At 67.7% G+C, this 18,004-nt stretch carries 18 protein-coding genes; 11 read left to right on the top strand and 7 right to left on the bottom strand.

Annotated elements, in window-relative coordinates:
* Window positions 1-254 precede the first annotated feature (254 nt).
* Complete coding sequence (dnaG, locus tag AC07YS_RS22830) at window positions 255-2,282, bottom strand: DNA primase (protein WP_495270029.1); 2,028 nt, start codon at window positions 2,280-2,282, stop codon at window positions 255-257.
* Between the two features lie 74 nt (window positions 2,283-2,356).
* Here dnaG and AC07YS_RS22825 point away from each other — a divergent pair, with 74 nt between their 5' ends.
* Window positions 2,357-3,304: a YihY/virulence factor BrkB family protein gene (locus AC07YS_RS22825; protein WP_062470568.1), complete on the top strand. Its 948-nt coding sequence runs from the start codon at window positions 2,357-2,359 to the stop codon at window positions 3,302-3,304.
* Here AC07YS_RS22825 and AC07YS_RS22820 read toward each other — a convergent pair.
* Window positions 3,252-4,010, bottom strand: a complete 759-nt coding sequence (locus AC07YS_RS22820; RefSeq protein ID WP_056590186.1) for a 3-hydroxyacyl-CoA dehydrogenase — start codon at window positions 4,008-4,010, stop codon at window positions 3,252-3,254. The two genes, AC07YS_RS22825 and AC07YS_RS22820, sit on opposite strands and share 53 nt — an antisense overlap.
* A 130-nt stretch (window positions 4,011-4,140) precedes the next feature.
* The gene (locus AC07YS_RS22815) at window positions 4,141-4,692 is read right to left on the bottom strand and encodes a phasin family protein (protein ID WP_062470565.1); all 552 of its coding nucleotides are present in this window, start codon (window positions 4,690-4,692) and stop codon (window positions 4,141-4,143) included.
* 184 nt (window positions 4,693-4,876) lie between these two features.
* On the opposite strand from AC07YS_RS22815, the gene AC07YS_RS22810 reads away from it, so the two are divergent.
* Together AC07YS_RS22810 and AC07YS_RS22805 are read left to right on the top strand one after the other, a co-directional pair.
* A complete protein-coding gene (locus AC07YS_RS22810; protein ID WP_495270030.1) occupies window positions 4,877-5,803 on the top strand; it encodes a histone deacetylase family protein in 927 nt (308 codons plus the stop codon).
* Entirely contained in the window at window positions 5,800-6,261 is a 462-nt protein-coding gene (locus AC07YS_RS22805) for an acyl-CoA thioesterase (protein ID WP_492695178.1), read from the top strand. Before AC07YS_RS22810 ends, AC07YS_RS22805 begins: the two co-directional genes overlap by 4 nt.
* Before the next feature lie 64 nt (window positions 6,262-6,325).
* Here the strand turns inward: AC07YS_RS22805 and AC07YS_RS22800 are convergent, their stop codons facing one another.
* Window positions 6,326-6,736: a hypothetical protein gene (locus AC07YS_RS22800; protein ID WP_495269729.1), complete on the bottom strand. Its 411-nt coding sequence runs from the start codon at window positions 6,734-6,736 to the stop codon at window positions 6,326-6,328.
* A gap of 62 nt (window positions 6,737-6,798) precedes the next feature.
* Window positions 6,799-7,032, bottom strand: a complete 234-nt coding sequence (locus AC07YS_RS22795; protein ID WP_062470554.1) for a CsbD family protein — start codon at window positions 7,030-7,032, stop codon at window positions 6,799-6,801.
* Between the two features lie 185 nt (window positions 7,033-7,217).
* Between AC07YS_RS22795 and pncB the strand changes: the two genes are divergently transcribed.
* From pncB to AC07YS_RS22755, 8 genes are all read left to right on the top strand, one after another.
* Window positions 7,218-8,438, top strand: coding sequence for a nicotinate phosphoribosyltransferase (gene pncB / locus AC07YS_RS22790; protein ID WP_070059637.1), 1,221 nt, complete (start codon window positions 7,218-7,220; stop codon window positions 8,436-8,438).
* Between the two features lie 36 nt (window positions 8,439-8,474).
* Window positions 8,475-9,887, top strand: a complete 1,413-nt coding sequence (locus AC07YS_RS22785) for a sodium:proton antiporter (RefSeq protein WP_495269730.1) — start codon at window positions 8,475-8,477, stop codon at window positions 9,885-9,887.
* A 34-nt stretch (window positions 9,888-9,921) separates the two neighbouring features.
* The gene (locus AC07YS_RS22780) at window positions 9,922-10,914 is read left to right on the top strand and encodes a 2-hydroxyacid dehydrogenase (RefSeq protein ID WP_369632165.1); all 993 of its coding nucleotides are present in this window, start codon (window positions 9,922-9,924) and stop codon (window positions 10,912-10,914) included.
* Between the two features lie 42 nt (window positions 10,915-10,956).
* Complete coding sequence (locus AC07YS_RS22775) at window positions 10,957-12,327, top strand: DNA recombination protein RmuC (RefSeq protein ID WP_369632760.1); 1,371 nt, start codon at window positions 10,957-10,959, stop codon at window positions 12,325-12,327.
* Window positions 12,324-13,487 carry an MFS transporter gene (locus tag AC07YS_RS22770; protein WP_070059634.1) on the top strand — a complete coding sequence of 388 codons (1,164 nt, stop codon included), beginning with the start codon at window positions 12,324-12,326 and terminating at the stop codon, window positions 13,485-13,487. The genes AC07YS_RS22775 and AC07YS_RS22770 overlap by 4 nt, the downstream gene beginning before the upstream one ends.
* 109 nt (window positions 13,488-13,596) lie before the next feature.
* The gene (locus AC07YS_RS22765) at window positions 13,597-15,135 is read left to right on the top strand and encodes an MFS transporter (RefSeq protein ID WP_495269731.1); all 1,539 of its coding nucleotides are present in this window, start codon (window positions 13,597-13,599) and stop codon (window positions 15,133-15,135) included.
* An 82-nt stretch (window positions 15,136-15,217) separates the two neighbouring features.
* Window positions 15,218-15,664 carry a hypothetical protein gene (locus tag AC07YS_RS22760; protein ID WP_139705435.1) on the top strand — a complete coding sequence of 149 codons (447 nt, stop codon included), beginning with the start codon at window positions 15,218-15,220 and terminating at the stop codon, window positions 15,662-15,664.
* A gap of 2 nt (window positions 15,665-15,666) precedes the next feature.
* Window positions 15,667-16,317 (top strand): TetR/AcrR family transcriptional regulator, encoded by a 651-nt coding sequence (locus AC07YS_RS22755; RefSeq protein WP_307694228.1) that lies wholly within the window; start codon window positions 15,667-15,669, stop codon window positions 16,315-16,317.
* Window positions 16,318-16,435: 118 nt separating this feature from the next.
* Here the strand turns inward: AC07YS_RS22755 and AC07YS_RS22750 are convergent, their stop codons facing one another.
* Both AC07YS_RS22750 and efp read right to left on the bottom strand, forming a co-directional pair.
* A complete protein-coding gene (locus AC07YS_RS22750) occupies window positions 16,436-17,299 on the bottom strand; it encodes an LOG family protein (protein WP_070059745.1) in 864 nt (287 codons plus the stop codon).
* Between the two features lie 122 nt (window positions 17,300-17,421).
* Complete coding sequence (gene efp / locus AC07YS_RS22745) at window positions 17,422-17,976, bottom strand: elongation factor P (protein WP_062479082.1); 555 nt, start codon at window positions 17,974-17,976, stop codon at window positions 17,422-17,424.
* Between the last annotated feature and the right edge of the window lie 28 nt (window positions 17,977-18,004).

Below are 18,004 nucleotides of genomic sequence, written 5' to 3'. Positions count from 1 at the left end.
GCGCTGTCACGCGGACAGCACCACCATGCCCGTGCACAGGCACGGACAAAACAATTGGGAAACGAGGAATTAATTCCTCACCAGGCAAGATGTCGGGCGAACATTTGGTGTGCAGTCCTTGCGGTTATTGACCCTTTCCGCCGGAATTTACCGTTGGAGTGCGTTGCGCTAGGGGTCGGCCCGGAGGTGCTGCTGTCGCTCTTGCCTAATTTCGCCAGTTGCGAAGCCCTACATTATAGCCTGTTGCGCAAATTTCAAGCAGTATCTGTCCCCGACGCGCGAATGCGGTCACGCAATTCGAGCCGGCGGGCTTCCAGTGCCTTGTAGCGTTCCAGGGCTTTCGGGTCTTTTCCGACCGAAGCGATGGCCTCGCTCTGCTGGGCCTTGAGCCGGTCGTCGAGCATGAAGTCGAGCACGCTCCCCAGCTCCTTGGCAGCCTCGGCCAAGTGCTGCTCTTCCTCGCCCTCGGGCACCGGCCCGGCCTCGGAAACGCTCATGAGGCGCTCGGCCAGCGGCGCGAAATCGAGCCCGCGCAGGCCTTCGCGCAGCGCCGCCCAGGGTTGCACGCCGTGCTCGTGCAGCTGGCTGTCCAGCCAGGTGAAGAGGGCGCCGTGCTCGCCCGGCAGGTCGCACAGCATCACGTGCAGCTCGTGCGACAGCGCCTCCCACTGCGCCATGTTCGACAGCACCAGCCGCACCGCCACGTCGGGCCGGCTCGGCGGCTTGCCGCGTCCGCGCAGCGGCTCGATGGGCTCCTCGAACTTGCCGCCCCAGCGCTTGCCCTTGGTGAACTTGCGCGGCTGGAACTTGGGCTTGCTCTCGTTTTCGTAGCGCGGCGGCTCATAGTCCTGCGTCGGCGGCATGTCCGGGTAGTAGTCGCCGGGGTCGTTGCCGTAGCTGTCGGGTTCGCTGTGGCGCTGCGGGGCCTGGGGCGGCGCACCGGCGCCCTTGCGCGGGCCGGGCGCGGCCGTGGCCCACAGGTCGGACAGCGCGGCGGCGTCGAGCTGGACCAGCGTGGCGATCTCGCTGAGCAGCTGCCGCTTGAGCGCGCCGTCGGGCATCGCGCTCCAGAGCGGGCGCACGTTGCTCGTCATGTGGGCGCGGCCCTCGGCGGAGCTCAGGTCGCAGCCTTCGCGGGCGGCTTCGAGCATGAAGCGCGACAGCGGCGTGGCCTCGGCCACGAAGCCCGCGAAGGCCTCGGCGCCGTGTGCGCGGATGTAGCTGTCGGGGTCGTGCTCGGCCGGCAGGAACAGGAACTTGATGCTGCGCGTGTCGGTGGCGTAGGGCAGGGCGCCGTCGAGCGCCTTGCGTGCGGCGCGGCGCCCGGCCGCGTCGCCGTCGAAGCTGAACACCACCGATTCGGTGAAGCGGAAGAGCTTTTGCACATGCTCGGTGGTGCAGGCCGTGCCCAGCGTGGCCACCGCGTTCGGGAAACCGAGCTGGGCCAGCGCCACCACGTCCATGTAGCCCTCGGTGACGAGCGCGTAGCCGCGGTCGCGGAAGGCGGCGCGGGCCTCGTACAGGCCGTAGAGTTCGCGGCCTTTGCTGAAGACGGGCGTCTCGGGCGAGTTCAGGTACTTGGGCTTTTCGTCGCCGAGCACGCGCCCGCCGAAGCCGATGCACTCGCCCTTGACGTTGCGGATCGGGAACATCACGCGATCGCGGAAGCGGTCGTAGCGCTTGGCCTCCTCGTCGCTGAGCTTGCCTTCTTCGTTGTTGACGATCACCAGCCCGCTCTCGGCGAGCAGCGGGTCGTCGTAGTCGGGAAACACGCTGGCCAGCGCGCGCCAGCCGGCCGGCGCATAGCCGATGCCGAACTGCTTGGCGATCTCGCCCGACACGCCGCGGCCCTTGAGGTAGTCGATGGCGCCGGGCGCCTGGCGCAGCGCCTTGCGGTAGGCGTCGCCGGCCTTCTCGAGCACGTCGGTCAGCGTGGCCTGCTTCTGGCGCTGGCTGGCGGCGCGGGCGCGTTCGGCGGGCGAGACGTCGTCCTCGGGCACGACCAGGCCGTACTGGCCGGCCAGGTCGTGCACGGCCTCGACGAAGCCCATGCCCGCATGTTCCATGAGGAAGCCGATGGCGTTGCCGTGCACGCCGCAACCGAAGCAGTGATAGAACTGCTTGGTCGGGCTGACCGAGAACGAGGGCGACTTCTCGCCGTGGAAGGGGCACAGCCCCATGAAATTGGCGCCGGCCTTCTTGAGCTGGACGTAGCGGCCGACGATTTCGACCACATCGGCGCGCGCGATGAGTTCCTGGATGAATGAAGCGGGGATGGTCATGGCTGCGGGGAGCGGCAAATCATACGCAAGCGCACGGGCGGCATACTGAACCCCGCCGCAAATCCACATCACGCATGAAGACGCCACTGCCTTTGCAACACGCCGCGCCGCTGCTGCGCCATCCGCTGCGCTTCGTCTGGGGCGCGCTCAAGGACTTTCGCGCCAACCAGGGGTTGCTGCTGGCGGGGGCGGTGGCGTACTACGCGCTGCTGTCGATCGTGCCGCTGTTGATCGTGAGCGTGATGGCGCTGTCGCACGTGATCGACCAGGCCGAGCTGCTGCGCACCATCGGGCGCTACCTCGAATGGCTGCTGCCGGGGCAGTCGAAAGCGATCGTGGCCGAGCTGTCGAGTTTCCTGGACCACCGCTCGGTGCTCGGGCCGGTGCTGCTGGTGACGATGATCTTCTTCAGCTCACTGGCGTTCAGCGTGCTCGAAAGCGCGATGGCGGTGATCTTTCACCACCGCAAGGACGATCACAAGCGCCACTTTCTCGTGTCGGTGGCGATGCCGTACCTCTACATCCTGAGCCTGTGCGCGGGGCTGCTGCTGGTCACGCTGGTGTCGGGGGCGCTGCAGCTGGTGGGGCAGGAAAGCGTCGACCTGCTGGGGCGCAGCTGGTCGCTGTCGGGTATTTCGGGCCTGCTGCTGTACCTGCTGGGGCTGGGCGGCGAGATCTTCATGCTGACCTCGCTCTACCTCGTGATGCCGGCCGGGCGCATGTCGCTGCGGCATGCGCTGCTGGGCGGCGTGACCGCCGCGCTGCTGTGGGAGGCCACGCGGCGCGTGCTGATCTGGTACTTTTCGACGCTGTCGCAGGTGAACATCGTCTACGGCTCGCTCACCACGGCGATCGTGGTGCTGCTGAGCCTGGAAATCGCCGCCATGCTGGTGCTGCTCGGGGCCCAGGTGATCGCGAACTACGAGCGCCTGGACCGCACCGGCAGCACGAAGCCGCCGGCGTCCGAGATCAGCGAGGGGCCAATCGAATCGCTCCGTCCAGACGAATCACCTCGCCGTTGAGCATGTCGTTCTCGATGATGTGCTTGGCCAGCTTGGCGTAGTCCTCGGGCGTGCCCAGGCGCGAGGGGAAGGGCACGCTGGCCGCCAGCGCGTCCTGCACTTCCTGCGGCATGCCGAACAGCATGGGCGTGCCGAAGATGCCGGGGGCGATGGTCATGTTGCGGATGCCGCTGCGCGCGAGGTCGCGGGCGATGGGCAGGGTCATGCCGACCACGCCGCCCTTCGAGGCACTGTAGGCGGCCTGGCCGATCTGGCCGTCGTAGGCCGCGACCGAGGCGGTCGAGATCAGCACGCCGCGTTCGCCCGTGGCTTCGGGCTCGTTCTTGCCCATGGCGTCGGCCGCCAGGCGGATCATGTTGAAGCTGCCGATCAGGTTGACCGTGACGGTCTTGCTGAACACGGCCAGCGCGTGCGGGCCGTTCTTGCCCACGGTCTTCTCGGCCGGCGCGATGCCGGCGCAGTTCACGAGGCCGACCAGCTTGCCCAGCTTGAGCGCGGCGGCCACGGCGGCCTGGCCGTCGGCTTCCTGGCTCACGTCGCACTTCACGAACACGCCACCGATCTCGCGGGCGACGGCTTCGCCCTTGTCAGCCTGCATGTCGGCGATCACCACCTTGGCGCCGTTGGCGGCCAGCATGCGCGCCGTGCCTTCGCCGAGGCCCGAAGCGCCACCGGTCACGATAAAAACTTTGCCGTCGATCTGCATTGAGAGTCTCCTGAAATGAGACCCGCATTATCAAAGACGGCCGTCGGCCAAAAAAAAAGGCCTCATCCGAAGATGAGGCCCTGAATTGGATCCGTGAGGACCCAAGGAGACAACTGGTGGTGGTCGGTGCTTAGCGCTTGCGCGAAGCGGTGGCCGTCTTGGCAGCGGCGACGGCTTGGGTCGACACGGCGTTGAAGTTGGCTTCGGCGACGTCCGACGCTTGCTTGACGGCCTTCTGGACCGATTCGAAAGCGTTGTTGGCGGCAGCCACGGCGCTCTTGAGCACGGCGACGGCGGTTTCCGAACCGGCGGGGGCGTTCTTGGAAGCGCTGTCGACGAGGCCGACGAAGGCTTGCTGGGCTTCAGCGGCCTTGGCTTCGAAAGCCTTCGAGAATTCGGCGCTGGTGCCTTGGGCGATGTCGTACAGGTGACGGCTGTAGGCAGCGGTCTTTTCGGCCAGGGGCTGGAACAGGCTGGCTTGCAGCGTCAGCAGCTCTTGGGCGTCCTTGACGCTCAGGGCAGCCTGGGCGGTGCTCTGGGCTTCGGTCAGGGCGGCCTTGGAAGCGGTCACGTTCAGTTCGACCAGCTTTTCGACGCCTTCGAAGGCCTTGGTGGTCAGGCCGAACAGGGTTTCGAGGTTGGCTTTTTGGGCGGCGAGGATTTGGTCAGCGGTCAGGGCCATTTGAGATCTCCAGAAAGGATGATGGGGTGGTCGATTCACGTTGCGCTGCGCCTCGTCGTCTATGTTGCGGTGCAGCATGGCCTCAAGTATAGGCAGCTGAACGCGGCGATCAAGTGGTTTTTGCTGCTCTGCAGCAATTTAGAAGCGGCCTTCTAAATCCGGCCTGCGCGGCCAGAATGCGGCCATGCGTGCTTTCTATTCCGGGCAGTTCGTCCTGCCCCTGCCGCCGGGCCACCGCTTTCCCATGTCGCGCTACGCGATGCTGCGCGATCGCCTGCAGGAGCAGCTGCCGGCCGTCGAGATGGACCCGGCCCCGCGCGCCAGCGACGACGAGCTGGCGCTGGCCCACACCCCCGAATGGATCGCCGCCGTCAGCGAAGGCCGCGTGAGCCCGCAGGCCATGCGCGAGATCGGCTTTCCGTGGAGCGAGGCGATGGTCGAGCGCTCGCGCCGCTCCACCGGCGCCACCATCGCCGCCTGCCGCGCCGCCTTCGCGGGCGGCGTGGCGGCGAACATGGCGGGCGGCACGCACCACGCCTACGCCGACAAGGGCAGCGGCTTCTGCGTCTTCAACGACGCAGCGGTGGCGGCGCGGCTGATGCAGGTCGAGCAGGCCCGTGCAGGCCGGCTGCTCAGGGTGGCCATGATCGACCTCGACGTGCACCAGGGCAACGGCACCGCCCGCATCTTCCAGGGCGACCCGAGCGTGTTCACGCTGTCGGTGCACGGCCAGAAGAACTTTCCGTTCCGCAAGGAGGCGAGCGACCTCGACGTGGAGCTGCCCGACGGCTGCGGCGACACCGACTACCTGGCGGCGCTGGAGCACGCGCTCGGCGAGCTCGACCGGCGCTTCTCGCCCGGCCTCGTGATCTACCTGGCCGGCGCCGACCCCTTCGAGCGCGACCGGCTCGGCCGCCTCAAGCTGAGCTTCGACGGCCTGGAGGCGCGCGACCGCCGCGTGTTCGACTGGACCTGGCAGCGCCGCATTCCCACGGCCTTCGCGATGGCCGGCGGCTACGCCAGCGACATCGCCGAGACGGTGCAGGTGCAGCTGGGCACCTTCCGGGTGGCGCTCGATTACTGGCGCCGCTGGCAAAATGCCGCGCGATGAGCGCCCCCACACCACCCACCTCAACCCCCAAGCCCACGCCCCACACCCGCAGCGCCTACCGGGCGTTTCGCAGCATCCCGACGCGCTGGGCCGACAACGACATGTACGGCCACGTCAACAACGTCGTCTACTACAGCTGGTTCGACACCGCGGTGAACGCGCTGCTCATCGAGCGCGGCGCGCTCGACATCCACGGCGGCCAGACCATCGGCTTCGTGGTCGAGACGCAGTGCAACTACTTCGCGCCGGTGGCCTTCCCGCAGACGGTGGAGGCGGGCATCCGCGTGGCGCAGGCGGGCCGCTCGAGCGTGCGCTACGAGATCGCGCTGTTCGCCGAGGGTTCCGACACCGCCGCGGCGCAGGGGCACTTCGTGCATGTGTACGTCGACCGCGCGACGCAGAGGCCGGTGCCATTGCCCGAGGCGCTGCAGCAGGTAGTCGATTCGCTGCGCGCCTGAGCGCCCGCTCATGAAAAACGGCGCCCGCAGGCGCCGTTCGTGGGTGAGTGGGGTGTGACCCCGCTTACATCGTCTTCTTCATGGCCTTGATGTCGGCCTTGCCCTGGGCTTCATCAGCCTTGGCCTGCTTCACGCAAGCGTCCTTGGCCGCGCCATTCTGGTCGTCGCACTTTTCCTTCGCGACTTCATAGGCAGCCTTCACCTTTTCTTCGGCCACCTTGCGGGCATGGCTGTCGCTCGGCTGGTACTGCTGCTCCAGCTCGGCCTTGGCCACTTCTTCCTTGCCCTTGGCTTCCTTCTGGCAGACGTCCTCGGCGTTGTCCTTCATCGTGTCGCACTGGGCCTTGGCGACCTTGTAGTCGGCCTCGACCTTTTCCTTGGCGACCTTGTACTCGTCCTTGGTCATCGCACCGGCCTGGCCGGCGACGAAGAAGGTGGAGGCGAGGGCGAGCATGACGAGGTGTTGTTTTTTCATGGTGTGTGTCCTTTGCGGTGAATGACAGGGAAAGGGAAGGGCGCAGGGCGCTTGCTTCTTTCTCAGTTCTTCTCGAACCAGAGTGCGTCCGGCGAGCGGCCGTCGCGAGATTCCCAGTCCTTGACCTGCTTCTCGGCCTCGTCGCGGCTGATGCCGTGGCGTTCCTGGATGCGGCCCAGCAGCTGGTCGCGCTTGCCGGCGATGACGTCGAAGTCGTCGTCGGTCAGCTTGCCCCATTGCTCGCGGACCTTGCCCTTGAGCTGCTTCCAGTTGCCTTCGATGGTGTCCTTGTTCATGCGAATCTCCTTGAGAAAGAGTGATGACCCGGCGGAACATGCCGCCGCCGTGAAATCAATGTCGCGTGAGTGATTCCCCCTGCCGGTAGGACGTGCAGGCCGGCACTCGTAGGCACAGGCCGACGCAGGCCGTGATAATGGAACGGACGCCGACGACAGAGACCCGAGACACCGCGCACCGCACCATGATCATTCACAGCCTGCTCGACACCGACCTCTACAAGTTCACGATGATGCAGGTGGTCCTGCACCACTTTCCGGGGGCGCGGGTCGAGTACCGCTTCAAGTGCCGCAACCCGGGCGTCAACCTCGCGCAGTTCGCGGGACAGATCCGTGACGAGATCCGCAGCCTGTGCTCGCTGCAGTTCCGCGACGCCGAACTCGCCTACCTGCGCTCGATGCGCTTCATCAAGAGCGACTTCGTCGACTTCCTGGGCCTGTTCCGGCTCAACGAGAAGTACATCAACGTCATCCCCCAGCCCTCGGGCGAGCTCGAGATCCGCATCAAGGGGCCGTGGCTGCACACCATCCTGTTCGAGATCCCGGTGCTGGCCATCGTGAACGAGGTCTACTTTCGCAACACGCAGAAGAACCCCGACTTCGAGGAAGGCCGCCGCCGCCTCGACCTCAAGATCAGCCAGCTGCAGGAAGCCGGCCTGGGCGACCTCAAGATCGCCGACTACGGCACGCGCCGCCGCTTCTCGAAGGACTGGCACGAGGAAGTGCTGCGCACCCTGACCCAGCGGCTCGGTGCCGTGGCCTCGCCGCCGGCCAAGTCGCCCGCCGGCGAGCGGCTGCCGCAACTGGCGGGCACCAGCAACGTGCTGTACGCCATGAAGCTCGGGCTCATCCCGCTGGGCACCATGGCGCACGAGTACCTGCAGGCCTGCCAGGCGCTGGGCCCGCGGCTGCGCGACAGCCAGATCTTCGGCTTCGAGAGCTGGGCCCGCGAGTACCGCGGCGACCTGGGCATCGCGCTGTCCGACGTGTACGGCATGAGCGCCTTCCTGCGCGACTTCGACCTGTACTTCTGCAAGCTCTTCGACGGCGCCCGCCACGACAGCGGCGACCCGTTCCAGTGGGGCGAGCGCATGCTGGCGCACTACCACGCGAACCGGGTCGATCCGCTCACCAAGACGCTGATCTTCAGCGACGGCCTCACGGTGCCGCGCACCATCGAGCTGTACCAGCAGTTCCGCGGGCGCTGCCTGCTGGCCTTCGGCATCGGCACCAACCTCACCAACGACCTGGGCTACGAGCCGCTGCAGATCGTCATCAAGATGATCCAGTGCAACGACCAGCCGGTGGCCAAGCTGTCGGACACGCCGTCCAAGAACATGTGCGAGGACGAGAAATACCTGGCCTACCTGCGCCAGGTGTTCGAGATCGAACAACCCCCCGTTTGAAGGCTGTACTGACCTGTCTGGTACGGTACAGCCCCCATGAAGAAAACGATCCGACTGACGGCAGCCGCGGCGCTGCCGATGCTCTTTCCCGCCCTGGCTTTCGCCGCCGATTTCGACGGTGCCGCGCTCTCGCCGCTGTGGGGCGTGCCGTTCGCCGGCATCCTGCTGTCCATCGCGCTCTTGCCGCTGGCCACGCCCGCGTTCTGGCACCACCATTACGGCAAGATTTCCGCCGCCTGGGCGCTGGCCTTCCTGCTGCCCTTTGCCGCGACCTACGGCGCGGGGCTGGCGGGCGTGCAGCTGGTGCATGCGCTGGTGGCCGAGTACATCCCGTTCATCATCCTGCTCACGGCGCTGTTCACCGTGGCGGGGGGCATCCACATCCGCGGCAACCTGCACGGCACGCCGGGGCTCAACACGGCGATCCTGGCCATCGGCGCGGTGCTCGCGAGCTTCATGGGGACCACGGGCGCCTCGATGCTGCTGATCCGGCCGCTGATCCGGGCCAACGACAACCGGCAGCGCAAGGTGCACGTGATCGTGTTCTTCATCTTCATCGTGTCGAACGCGGGCGGCTCGCTCACGCCGCTGGGCGATCCGCCGCTGTTCCTCGGCTTCCTCAAGGGCGTGGGCTTCTTCTGGACCGCGCAGCACATCCTGCCCGAGACGCTCTTCATCCTGGCCGTGCTGCTGGCGCTGTTCTATGCCATCGACCGCCACTTCTACCGCAAGGACGGCGTGCTGCCCGTCGACCCGACGCCCGACACGCCGCGCCTGGGCTTCGACGGCGCGGCCAATTTCTGGCTCTTGGGCGGCATCGTCGCGCTGGTGCTGCTGAGCGGCTTCTGGAAATCGCCTGTGGTGTTCGACGTGTTCGGCACCGAGGTCGGCCTGCCGGGCCTGGTGCGCGACGTAGGACTGGCGCTGATCGCCATCGTCTCGTACAAGCTCACGGCGCCCAAGGTGCACGCCGACAACCAGTTCGAGTGGGGCCCGATGGCCGAGGTGGCCAAGCTCTTCGCCGGGATCTTCCTGACGATCATCCCGGTGATCGCCATGCTCAAGGCCGGCACGCAGGGCCCGTTCGGCGCCATCGTGGCGGCCGTGACGCGCGCCGACGGCCAGCCCGACCCGGCCATGTACTTCTGGGCCACCGGCATCCTGAGCTCGTTCCTGGACAACGCGCCGACCTACCTCGTGTTCTTCAACACGGCGGGCGGCGACCCGGCGGCGCTCATGACCACCTATGCCAGCACGCTGGCCGCCATCTCGGCCGGCGCCGTGTTCATGGGCGCCAACACCTACATCGGCAACGCGCCGAACCTGATGGTCAAGGCCATCGCCGAAAGCCGCGGCGTGCGCATGCCCAGCTTCTTCGGCTACATGGCGTGGTCGGGGGCGATCCTGGTCCCGCTGTTCGTCCTGTGCACCTTCATCTTCTTCCGTTGATCCTTCCAGCCCTTCAAAGAAAGAGACACGTTCCATGAGCAGCAGCAAGCCCAAGATCCTGGTCGCGCGCGCGGTGTTCCCCGAAACCCTCGCGCGCCTCGCGCAGCATTTCGAGGTCGAGTCGAACCAGGCCGACGAGACCTGGAGCAAGGACCAGCTGATCGCGAAGCTGCAGGGCAAGCAGGGCGCCTTCACCACCGGCAGCGAGCGCATCGACGCCGCGGTGCTCGACGCCTGCCCCGAGCTGAAGATCTGCGCCAACATGGCCGTGGGCTACAACAACTTCGACGTCGACGCCATGGCCGCGCGCGGCGTGCTGGGCACCAACGCGCCCGACGTGCTGACCGAGACCACGGCCGACTTCGGCTTCGCGCTGCTCATGGCCACCGCGCGCCGCATCACCGAGAGCGAACACTTCCTGCGCGCGGGCAAGTGGGAAAAGTGGAGCTACGACATGTTCGCCGGCTCCGACATCCACGGCTCGACGCTGGGCATCATCGGCATGGGCCGCATCGGGCAGGGCATTGCCAGGCGCGGCGCGCACGGCTTCGGCATGAACGTGATCTATCACAACCGTTCGCGCCTCGACGCCGCGCTCGAGGCCGAATGCAAGGCCCGCTACGTCGGCAAGGAAGAGCTGCTCAAGACCGCCGACCACGTCGTGCTGGTCGTGCCGTACTCGCCGGCCTCGCACCACACCATCGGCGCGGCCGAGATCGCGCTCATGAAGCCGACCGCCACGCTGGTCAACATCGCGCGCGGCGGCATCGTCGACGACGCGGCGCTGGCCGTGGCGCTGCGCGAGAAGCGCATCGCCGCCGCCGGCCTCGACGTGTTCGAGGGCGAGCCCAAGGTCCACCCCGACCTGCTGACCGTGCCCAACGTGGTGCTCACGCCGCACATCGCCAGCGCCACCGTGCCCACGCGCCGCGCCATGGCCGACCTCGCGGCCGACAACCTCATCGCCTGGGGCACCGGCAAGGGGCCTCTGACGCCGGTCACGCCGGTGCCAGCGGCCACGAAGTAACCTGAAACCTGACCGCGAGCGCGACACGCCCCCACCTTGGAACTGACGGATCTGATTCTTCTCGCACTGGCCGCACTCGCCGTGGTGCAGCTGGTGCTGGTCATCTGGCTGCTGGCCCGCCGGCCACCCCCACCTGATCACAGCGAAATGCTGGGCGTGCTCGCCGCCATGGGCCGGGCCAACGAACGCACCGAGCGCGAGCTGCGCCACGAGATCGGCGAGGGCTCGCGCGGCGCACGCCAGGAAACCGCGCAAGCCTTCGCCACCTTCCAGCAGTCGCTGGTGCAGCAGGGCGCCGAGGCCACGCGCACGCAGAACGCGCAGCTCGACGCCTTCGCGCTGCAGCTCGCGTCGCTGCAGAAGACCCTGGCCGACACGCTGAACACCCAGCTGCAGGGGCTGAGCGAATCGAACGCGCGCCGCCTTTCCGAGGTGCGCACGACCATGGAAACGCAGCTCGCCCAGCTGCAGCAGAGCAACACCGCCAAGCTCGACGAGATGCGCAAGACCGTCGACGAGAAACTGCAGAGCACGCTCGAGGCGCGCCTGGGCGAAAGCTTCAAGCAGGTGGCCGACCGGCTCGAGCAGGTGCACAAGGGCCTGGGCGAGATGCAGACGCTGGCCGTCGGCGTGGGGAGCCTGCAGCGCGTGCTGACCAACGTGAAGACGCGCGGCGTGTTCGGCGAGGTGCAACTCGAGGCGCTGCTCGAGCAGGTGCTCACGCCCGAGCAGTACGCGCGCCAGGTCGAGACCAAGCCGCGCAGCGGCCAGCGCGTCGACTTCGCGATCCGCTTCCCGGGGCGCGGCGACGACGGCGCGCCGGTGTGGCTGCCGATCGACGCCAAGTTTCCGCGCGACGACTACGAACGCCTCATCGACGCCCACGAGCGCGCCGATGCGGCCGGCGCCGAGGCCGCGGCCAAGGCGCTCGAGACGCGCATCCGCGTCGAGGCCAAGTCGATCGCCGAGAACTACCTCGCGGCGCCGCACACCACCGATTTCGCGATCCTGTTCCTGCCGGTCGAAAGCCTCTACGCCGAGGTGCTGCGCCGCCCCGGCCTGATGGACGCCATCCAGCGCCAGCACCGCGTGACGCTGGCCGGCCCGACCACCTTGCTCGCCATGCTCAACAGCCTGCACATGGGCTTTCGCACGCTGGCACTGGAGCGCCAGGCCTCTGAAGTCTGGAAGGTGCTGGGCGCCGTCAAGACCGAGTTCGAGCGCTACGGCGAATGGGTGGCGCGCATCAAGGAACAGGTGGCCAAGGCCTCCGACACCATCGACAAGGCCGACACGCGCGCCAAGCAGATGCGGCTGGCGCTGCGCAAGGTCGAGGCCTTGCCCGAGGCGCAGTCGCAGGCGCTGCTGCCGCCCACGGCCGACACTGACAGCGAGGCCGACGACACCCCGTGAAAGGTTCTGAACTGCTGCGCGTCATCGTGGCGCAGGTCTGTTTGCACGCCACGATGGCGGGCATGCGGCTCGCCACACCGCTGCTCGCACTGCAGCAAGGCTACAGCGCAGCGGCCGTCGGCCTGCTGATCGCGCTGTTCGCGCTGACCCAGGTGTTTCTTGCATTGCCGGCCGGGCGCTTCGCCGACCGGCACGGGCTCAAGCGTCCGCTGTGGCTGTCGGTGATCGCGGCCTCGGGCGGGGCAGGGCTGGCGCTGATTTTTCCGGTGTTCCCCGTCATGTGCATCGCCGCGCTGCTGACCGGCGGCGCCACCGGCGCGACCGTCATCGCGCTGCAGCGGCACGTGGGGCGCTCGGCCACCGACCCGACGCAGCTCAAGCGCGTGTTCAGCTGGCTCGCCATCGCGCCGGCGGCGGCGAACTTCGTCGGGCCTTTCCTGGCCGGGATGCTGATCGACCACGCCGGCCGTGCGCCGGCCGACCTGCTGGCCTTTCGCATCTGCTTCGCCGTGATGGCCTTTTTGCCGTTGCTGTGCTGGCTGCTGGCGCGCGGCGCGCACGAGCCGCCGCGGGTGGCGCCGGTGCCGGGCGCCGCGCCCACGCGGGCCTGGGACCTGCTGCGCGAGCCGATGTTCCGCCGCCTGCTGTTCGTGAACTGGCTGCAGTCGTCGAGCTGGGACGTGCACGCCTTCGTGCTGCCGGTGCTGGGCCACGACCGGGGCATCAGCGCCTCGGTGATCGGCTCCATCCTCGGCGCCTTCGCGATCGCCGCGGCGGTCATCCGCATCGTGTTGCCGCTGATCGCGTCGCGTGCGTCGGAGCGCAGCGTGATCCTGAGCTCGACCGTCGTCACTGCGGCCGTGTTCGCCATCTACCCGCTGCTGAATTCACCGTGGACCATGGGCATCTGCTCCGTGGTGCTGGGTTTCGCGCTCGGCGCGGTGCAGCCGATGGTGATGAGCATGCTGCACCAGATCACGCCGCACGCGCGGCACGGCGAGGCGCTGGGGCTGCGGCTCATGACCATCAACGCATCGAGCGTCGCGATGCCGATGCTGTTCGGCTCGCTCGGTGCGCTGATCGGCATTGCCGGCGTGTTCTGGGTGGTGGGCGGCGTGCTCGCGCTGGGCGCCAAGGCGACCTGGGGATTGAAGCTGTGACGGCGGTTTGAATCCCACGTTGCAAATGACAGTAATTCTCATTTGATTGACAAAATACTGACTCGAAGTCAGTATCGGCGCCTTCTTTCTTCCTGACCCGAAGGCGTCCATGGACTCCCATTCCCCGTCGGCGACTGCCGATCCGCGCCGCCGCCTGGCCCTGGTGGCGGCGGTCTACCTCGGCAGCTTCATCGCCACGCTCGACGTCAGCATCGTCAACGTCGCGCTGCCCACGCTGCAGCGCGCGCTCGCCACCGACCTGGCCGGGCTGCAGTGGGTGATCGATATCTACGCGCTGTGCCTGTCGGCCTTCATGCTGTCGGCCGGCCCGATCGGCGACCGCTACGGCCGCAAGCGCGCCTGGCTGGCCGGCGTGGTGGTCTTCACCGTGGGCTCGGCGATGTGCGCGATGGCGTCGGGGCTGCCGATGCTGCTCGCGGGTCGCGCGGTGCAGGGCGTGGCTGGCGCGCTGATGATTCCGGGCGCGCTGTCGTTGCTGGCGCATGCCTTCCCCGAGCCGGCGAGCCGCGCGCGGGTGATCGGCGGCTGGTCGTCGTTCACGGCGCTGTCGTTGATCCTCGGGCCGATGCTCGGCGGGCTGCTGGTGGACCACGCGGGCTGGCAGAGCATCTTCCTCATCAACCTGCCGATCGGCGTGCTGACCGTGGCGCTGGGCATGTGGGGCCTGAGCGAGTCCTCGCACCCCGAGCACGCGGCGCTCGACCCGGCGGGCCAGGTGCTCAGCGTGCTCTGGTTGGGCGCGCTGACCTACGGACTCATTGCCGCGGGCGAACACGGCTGGGGCTCGCGCCACGCGGTGGTCGCGCTCGTCGCGGCGGGTGTCGGGCTGGCGCTGTTCCTGGTGGTGGAGGCGCGCGTGGAACGGCCGCTGCTGCCGCTCGCGCTGTTCCGCGACGCGCGCTTCTCGGTCACCAACTTCGCCTCGTTCGTGCTGGGCTTTTCCACCTACGCGAGCTTGTTCTTCTTCTCGCTGTTCCTGCAGCAGGTGCAGGGCTGGTCGGCCAGCGAGACCGGCTGGCGGCTGGTGCCGCAGTTCGTGGCGACCGGCCTCGTGGCCTCGCAGTTCGGCCTGCTGGCGCGCCGCTTCGAGGTGCACACGCTGATGGTCGCGGGCTACGGGCTGATCGGCGTGGCGATGCTGCTGCTGACGTTCTTCTCGGCCGACACGCCGTACCTGCCGCTGGCGCTGCTCTTCGTGGCGTTGGGGGCAGGCGCGGGCCTGGCCGTGCCGGCCACGAGCACGGCGGTGATGGCCTCGGTGCCCGCGCAGCGCTCGGGCATGGCGTCGGCGACCATGAACGCGCTGCGCCAGGGCGGCATGCTGATCGGCATCGCGCTGCTCGGCACGCTGATGCGCACGCGCGCCACCGCGCTGATGGCCGAATCGCTTGCGCGTGCCGGCGTGCCCGATGCATTGCAGGCCGCCGTGGCAGCGGTGTCTCGCCACGACCTTGGCGCGCTGGCCGCGCTCGACGCGGGCATGGCGCAGCGGCTGCTGAGCGATGCGCTCGCGGGCGGCTTCCACGCCGCGATGGCCTGCGCCGGCGTGGCCGGCCTGGTGGCGGCGGGGCTGCTGCTGCGCGTCAGGCCGCGGGCCGCCGCGCTCGCCGCCCCCACGCGCGCCTGAGCCGTTCGCCATGCCCGCCGTCCGCATTCCCTTCCTGCGCCGCAGTGCCCGGCGCCTTCCGGTTGTCTACAAGGAGACTTTCATGATCCGTCACGAACTCAGTCAATGGCCGCTGGTCATCAGCGTGTCCGCAGGCCTGCAGACGCTGGAAAGCCTGCAGGCCTTCACCGAGGACTGGAACCGCTGGCTCGACCGCGGCGAGCCCTTCGTCTCGCTGCGCGTGTTCGCGGACGCCGACGCGCTGGTGCATCCCGAGGGCAGCGCACAGTCTGCCAAGCAGTGGCTGCAGGCGCGCGGCGCCGACATCCGCCGCCATATGATGGGCATGGCGAGCGTGGTGCCCGCCGACCAGTTCGAGAAGATCAGCAAGATGAACGTCGAAAAACTCTTCGGCATTCCCGCGAGCACCTTCGCCCGCACCGACGAGGCCCTGGCCTGGCTGCGCGAGCGCGTGCTGGCCCCGCGCGGCCTGCGTCTCGATGCTGCGGCCGTACACGCCGCCATCGACACGGCACGCGCCGGTACCTGAGCATGACAAGCAGCAGCCCCGACGACGCTCCCGCCACCGCCGCACGCCGCCGCACCAAGGCGCCGCAGACCCGCGCCGTCGCGCTGATGGACGCCGCCGAGCAGCTGTTCATCGCCAAGGGCATCCCCGCCACCAGCATCGACGACATCGCCGCCGGCGCGCAGGTGGCCAAGGGCACCTTCTATCTGTACTTTCCGTCGAAGGAGGCGCTGCTCGGCGCGCTGCAGCAGCGCTTCGTCGACACCTTCTGCGCCCGCCTGCAGGAGGCGATGGACCGCCACGCGCCGGGCAAGCACCGCGCGCGGCTCAAGGCCTGGGTGGAAGCGGGGCTGGAAACCTACCTGGACAACGTCGCGCTGCACGACGTGGTGTTCCACGAGTACCGGCCCGAGGACCGGCGCATGCGCAACGACAACGTCGTCATCACGCAGCTGGTCACCCTGCTGAAGCAGGGCGACGCCGCGGGCGTGTGGGAGGTCGAGGACGCGACGCTGACGGCCGTGATCCTCTTCAATGCGCTGCACGGCGTGGCCGACGATGCCGTGGCCATGGGGCCGCACGCGAACCCCGTGGCCGACCGCCGCCGTCGCGCCCGCGCGCTCACGCGCTTCTTCGAGCAGGCCCTGCGGCCCGACGACAGCGACGACGCCTGAAAGGCGTTTGCGGTTTTTTCGTGGAACACCGCGGAACCGGCTTTGCCGGGCCGCTGGTGTTGCCCCCGGTAGGGGGTTGGCGAAGCGACACGACGTGCGCGTAGCCTGGGGGCGAGCTCTACAGCTTGTAGAAACGCTTGATGGCGTCCCACGCGTCTTCCGGTGCGTCGACGTATTCGAAGAGTTTCACGTCGCCAGGCGAGATCACGCCTTCGTCGACCAGGAAGTCGAAGTCGATCAGCTTCTTCCAGTAGTCCGAGCCGAAGAGCACGATCGGCACCGGCTTCGACTTCTTGGTCTGCACCAGCGTGATCACCTCGAACAGCTCGTCGAGCGTGCCGAAGCCGCCCGGGAACGCCACCAGCGCCTTCGCACGCATCATGAAATGCATCTTGCGGATCGCGAAGTAGTGGAACTTGAAGCTCAGCGCCGGCGTGACGTAGGGGTTGGCTTCTTCTTCCATCGGCAGCGCGATCGCCAGGCCGACCGAGAGGCCGCCGGCTTCGTGCGCGCCGCGGTTGGCCGCCTGCATGATGCCCGGGCCGCCGCCGGTGCACACGAAGAGCTTGTCCTGCGGTTCCTTCTTCTCGCTGTACTGCGCGACCAGCTTGCCGAAGGTGCGTGCCTTCTCGTAGTAGTGCGAGTTGCGCGAGAGCCGGCGCCAGCGCTCGGCCAGGGCCGTGTCGCCGGCCGCCTCGGCCTGCGCGACCAGCGCGGCGGCTTCGTCTTCGCTGCGGAAACGCGCGCTGCCGAAGACCACCACCGTGTTCTCGATGCCGTGGGCGCGCTGCTCCAAGTCGGGCTTCATCAGCTCGAGCTGCATGCGGATGCCGCGCGTTTCGCGGCGCAGCAGGAATTCGGGGTCGGCAAAGGCCAGGCGCGAAGGATCGGGATCGAGGGGCAGGCCCCGGTCGGAATGGGACTGCAGCGTGGCCCAGGCATCGGCCAGGCGCTTGTCGTGAATGTTGTGCGTGTTGTTCATGAAACGGTCGTCGAACGGAATTGGCTTGGCATTGTGCGCCGATGCAACCCGCATGCCCGCCAACGAAAAAGGCTCCTTGCGGAGCCTTCGTCGTGGTGGTGGTCAGCCGGGTGCAGACGCGCTCAGACGCGCTTGCGGTATTCGCCGGTGCGGGTGTCGATTTCGATCTTGTCGCCTTGCGACACGAACAGCGGCACGCCGACTTCGAAGCCGGTGGCGATCTTGGCGGGCTTCATGACCTTGCCCGAGGTGTCGCCCTTGACGGCCGGCTCGGTCCAGGTGATTTCGCGCTCGACGCTGGTCGGCAGTTCGACCGAGATGGCCTTGCCGTCGTAGAACACCACTTCGACGGCCATGCCGTCTTCGAGGTAGTTCAGGGCGTCGCCCATGTTCTCGGCTTCGACTTCGTACTGGTTGTACTCGGCGTCCATGCAGACGTACATCGGGTCGGCGAAGTAGGAGTAGGTGCACTCCTTCTTGTCCAGAACGATCTGGTCGATCTTGTCGTCAGCCTTGAAGACCACTTCGGTGTTGAAGTTGGCGATCAGGCTCTTCATCTTCATGCGCACGGTGGCGCTGTTGCGGCCGCCGCGGCTGTATTCGGTCTTGAGGACGACCATCGGGTCCTTGCCGTGCATGATGACGTTGCCGGCGCGGATTTCTTGAGCGATTTTCATATCAGGTTCTCTGGATGTTGGCCGCTCG

The organism is Variovorax sp. GW458-11-26-14-LB1 (genome assembly GCF_059423965.1).
Note: the sequence above shows the minus strand (reverse complement) of the source record. Positions and strands in the feature narration are given on the sequence as shown.

What these genes read in the sequence shown, in the direction of transcription:
- AC07YS_RS22765 (WP_495269731.1), top strand. Translation starts at nt 13,597, where the DNA reads ATGGACTCCCATTCCCCGTCGGCGACTGCCGATCCGCGCCGCCGCCTG.
- AC07YS_RS22755 (WP_307694228.1), top strand. Translation starts at nt 15,667, where the DNA reads ATGACAAGCAGCAGCCCCGACGACGCTCCCGCCACCGCCGCACGCCGC.
- AC07YS_RS22785 (WP_495269730.1), top strand. Translation starts at nt 8,475, where the DNA reads ATGAAGAAAACGATCCGACTGACGGCAGCCGCGGCGCTGCCGATGCTC.
- AC07YS_RS22805 (WP_492695178.1), top strand. Translation starts at nt 5,800, where the DNA reads ATGAGCGCCCCCACACCACCCACCTCAACCCCCAAGCCCACGCCCCAC.
- AC07YS_RS22800 (WP_495269729.1), bottom strand. Translation starts at nt 6,736, where the DNA reads ATGAAAAAACAACACCTCGTCATGCTCGCCCTCGCCTCCACCTTCTTC.
- AC07YS_RS22795 (WP_062470554.1), bottom strand. Translation starts at nt 7,032, where the DNA reads ATGAACAAGGACACCATCGAAGGCAACTGGAAGCAGCTCAAGGGCAAG.
- AC07YS_RS22750 (WP_070059745.1), bottom strand. Translation starts at nt 17,299, where the DNA reads ATGAACAACACGCACAACATTCACGACAAGCGCCTGGCCGATGCCTGG.
- AC07YS_RS22780 (WP_369632165.1), top strand. Translation starts at nt 9,922, where the DNA reads ATGAGCAGCAGCAAGCCCAAGATCCTGGTCGCGCGCGCGGTGTTCCCC.
- AC07YS_RS22810 (WP_495270030.1), top strand. Translation starts at nt 4,877, where the DNA reads ATGCGTGCTTTCTATTCCGGGCAGTTCGTCCTGCCCCTGCCGCCGGGC.
- AC07YS_RS22825 (WP_062470568.1), top strand. Translation starts at nt 2,357, where the DNA reads ATGAAGACGCCACTGCCTTTGCAACACGCCGCGCCGCTGCTGCGCCAT.
- AC07YS_RS22760 (WP_139705435.1), top strand. Translation starts at nt 15,218, where the DNA reads ATGATCCGTCACGAACTCAGTCAATGGCCGCTGGTCATCAGCGTGTCC.
- AC07YS_RS22815 (WP_062470565.1), bottom strand. Translation starts at nt 4,692, where the DNA reads ATGGCCCTGACCGCTGACCAAATCCTCGCCGCCCAAAAAGCCAACCTC.
- dnaG (WP_495270029.1), bottom strand. Translation starts at nt 2,282, where the DNA reads ATGACCATCCCCGCTTCATTCATCCAGGAACTCATCGCGCGCGCCGAT.
- pncB (WP_070059637.1), top strand. Translation starts at nt 7,218, where the DNA reads ATGATCATTCACAGCCTGCTCGACACCGACCTCTACAAGTTCACGATG.
- AC07YS_RS22820 (WP_056590186.1), bottom strand. Translation starts at nt 4,010, where the DNA reads ATGCAGATCGACGGCAAAGTTTTTATCGTGACCGGTGGCGCTTCGGGC.
- efp (WP_062479082.1), bottom strand. Translation starts at nt 17,976, where the DNA reads ATGAAAATCGCTCAAGAAATCCGCGCCGGCAACGTCATCATGCACGGC.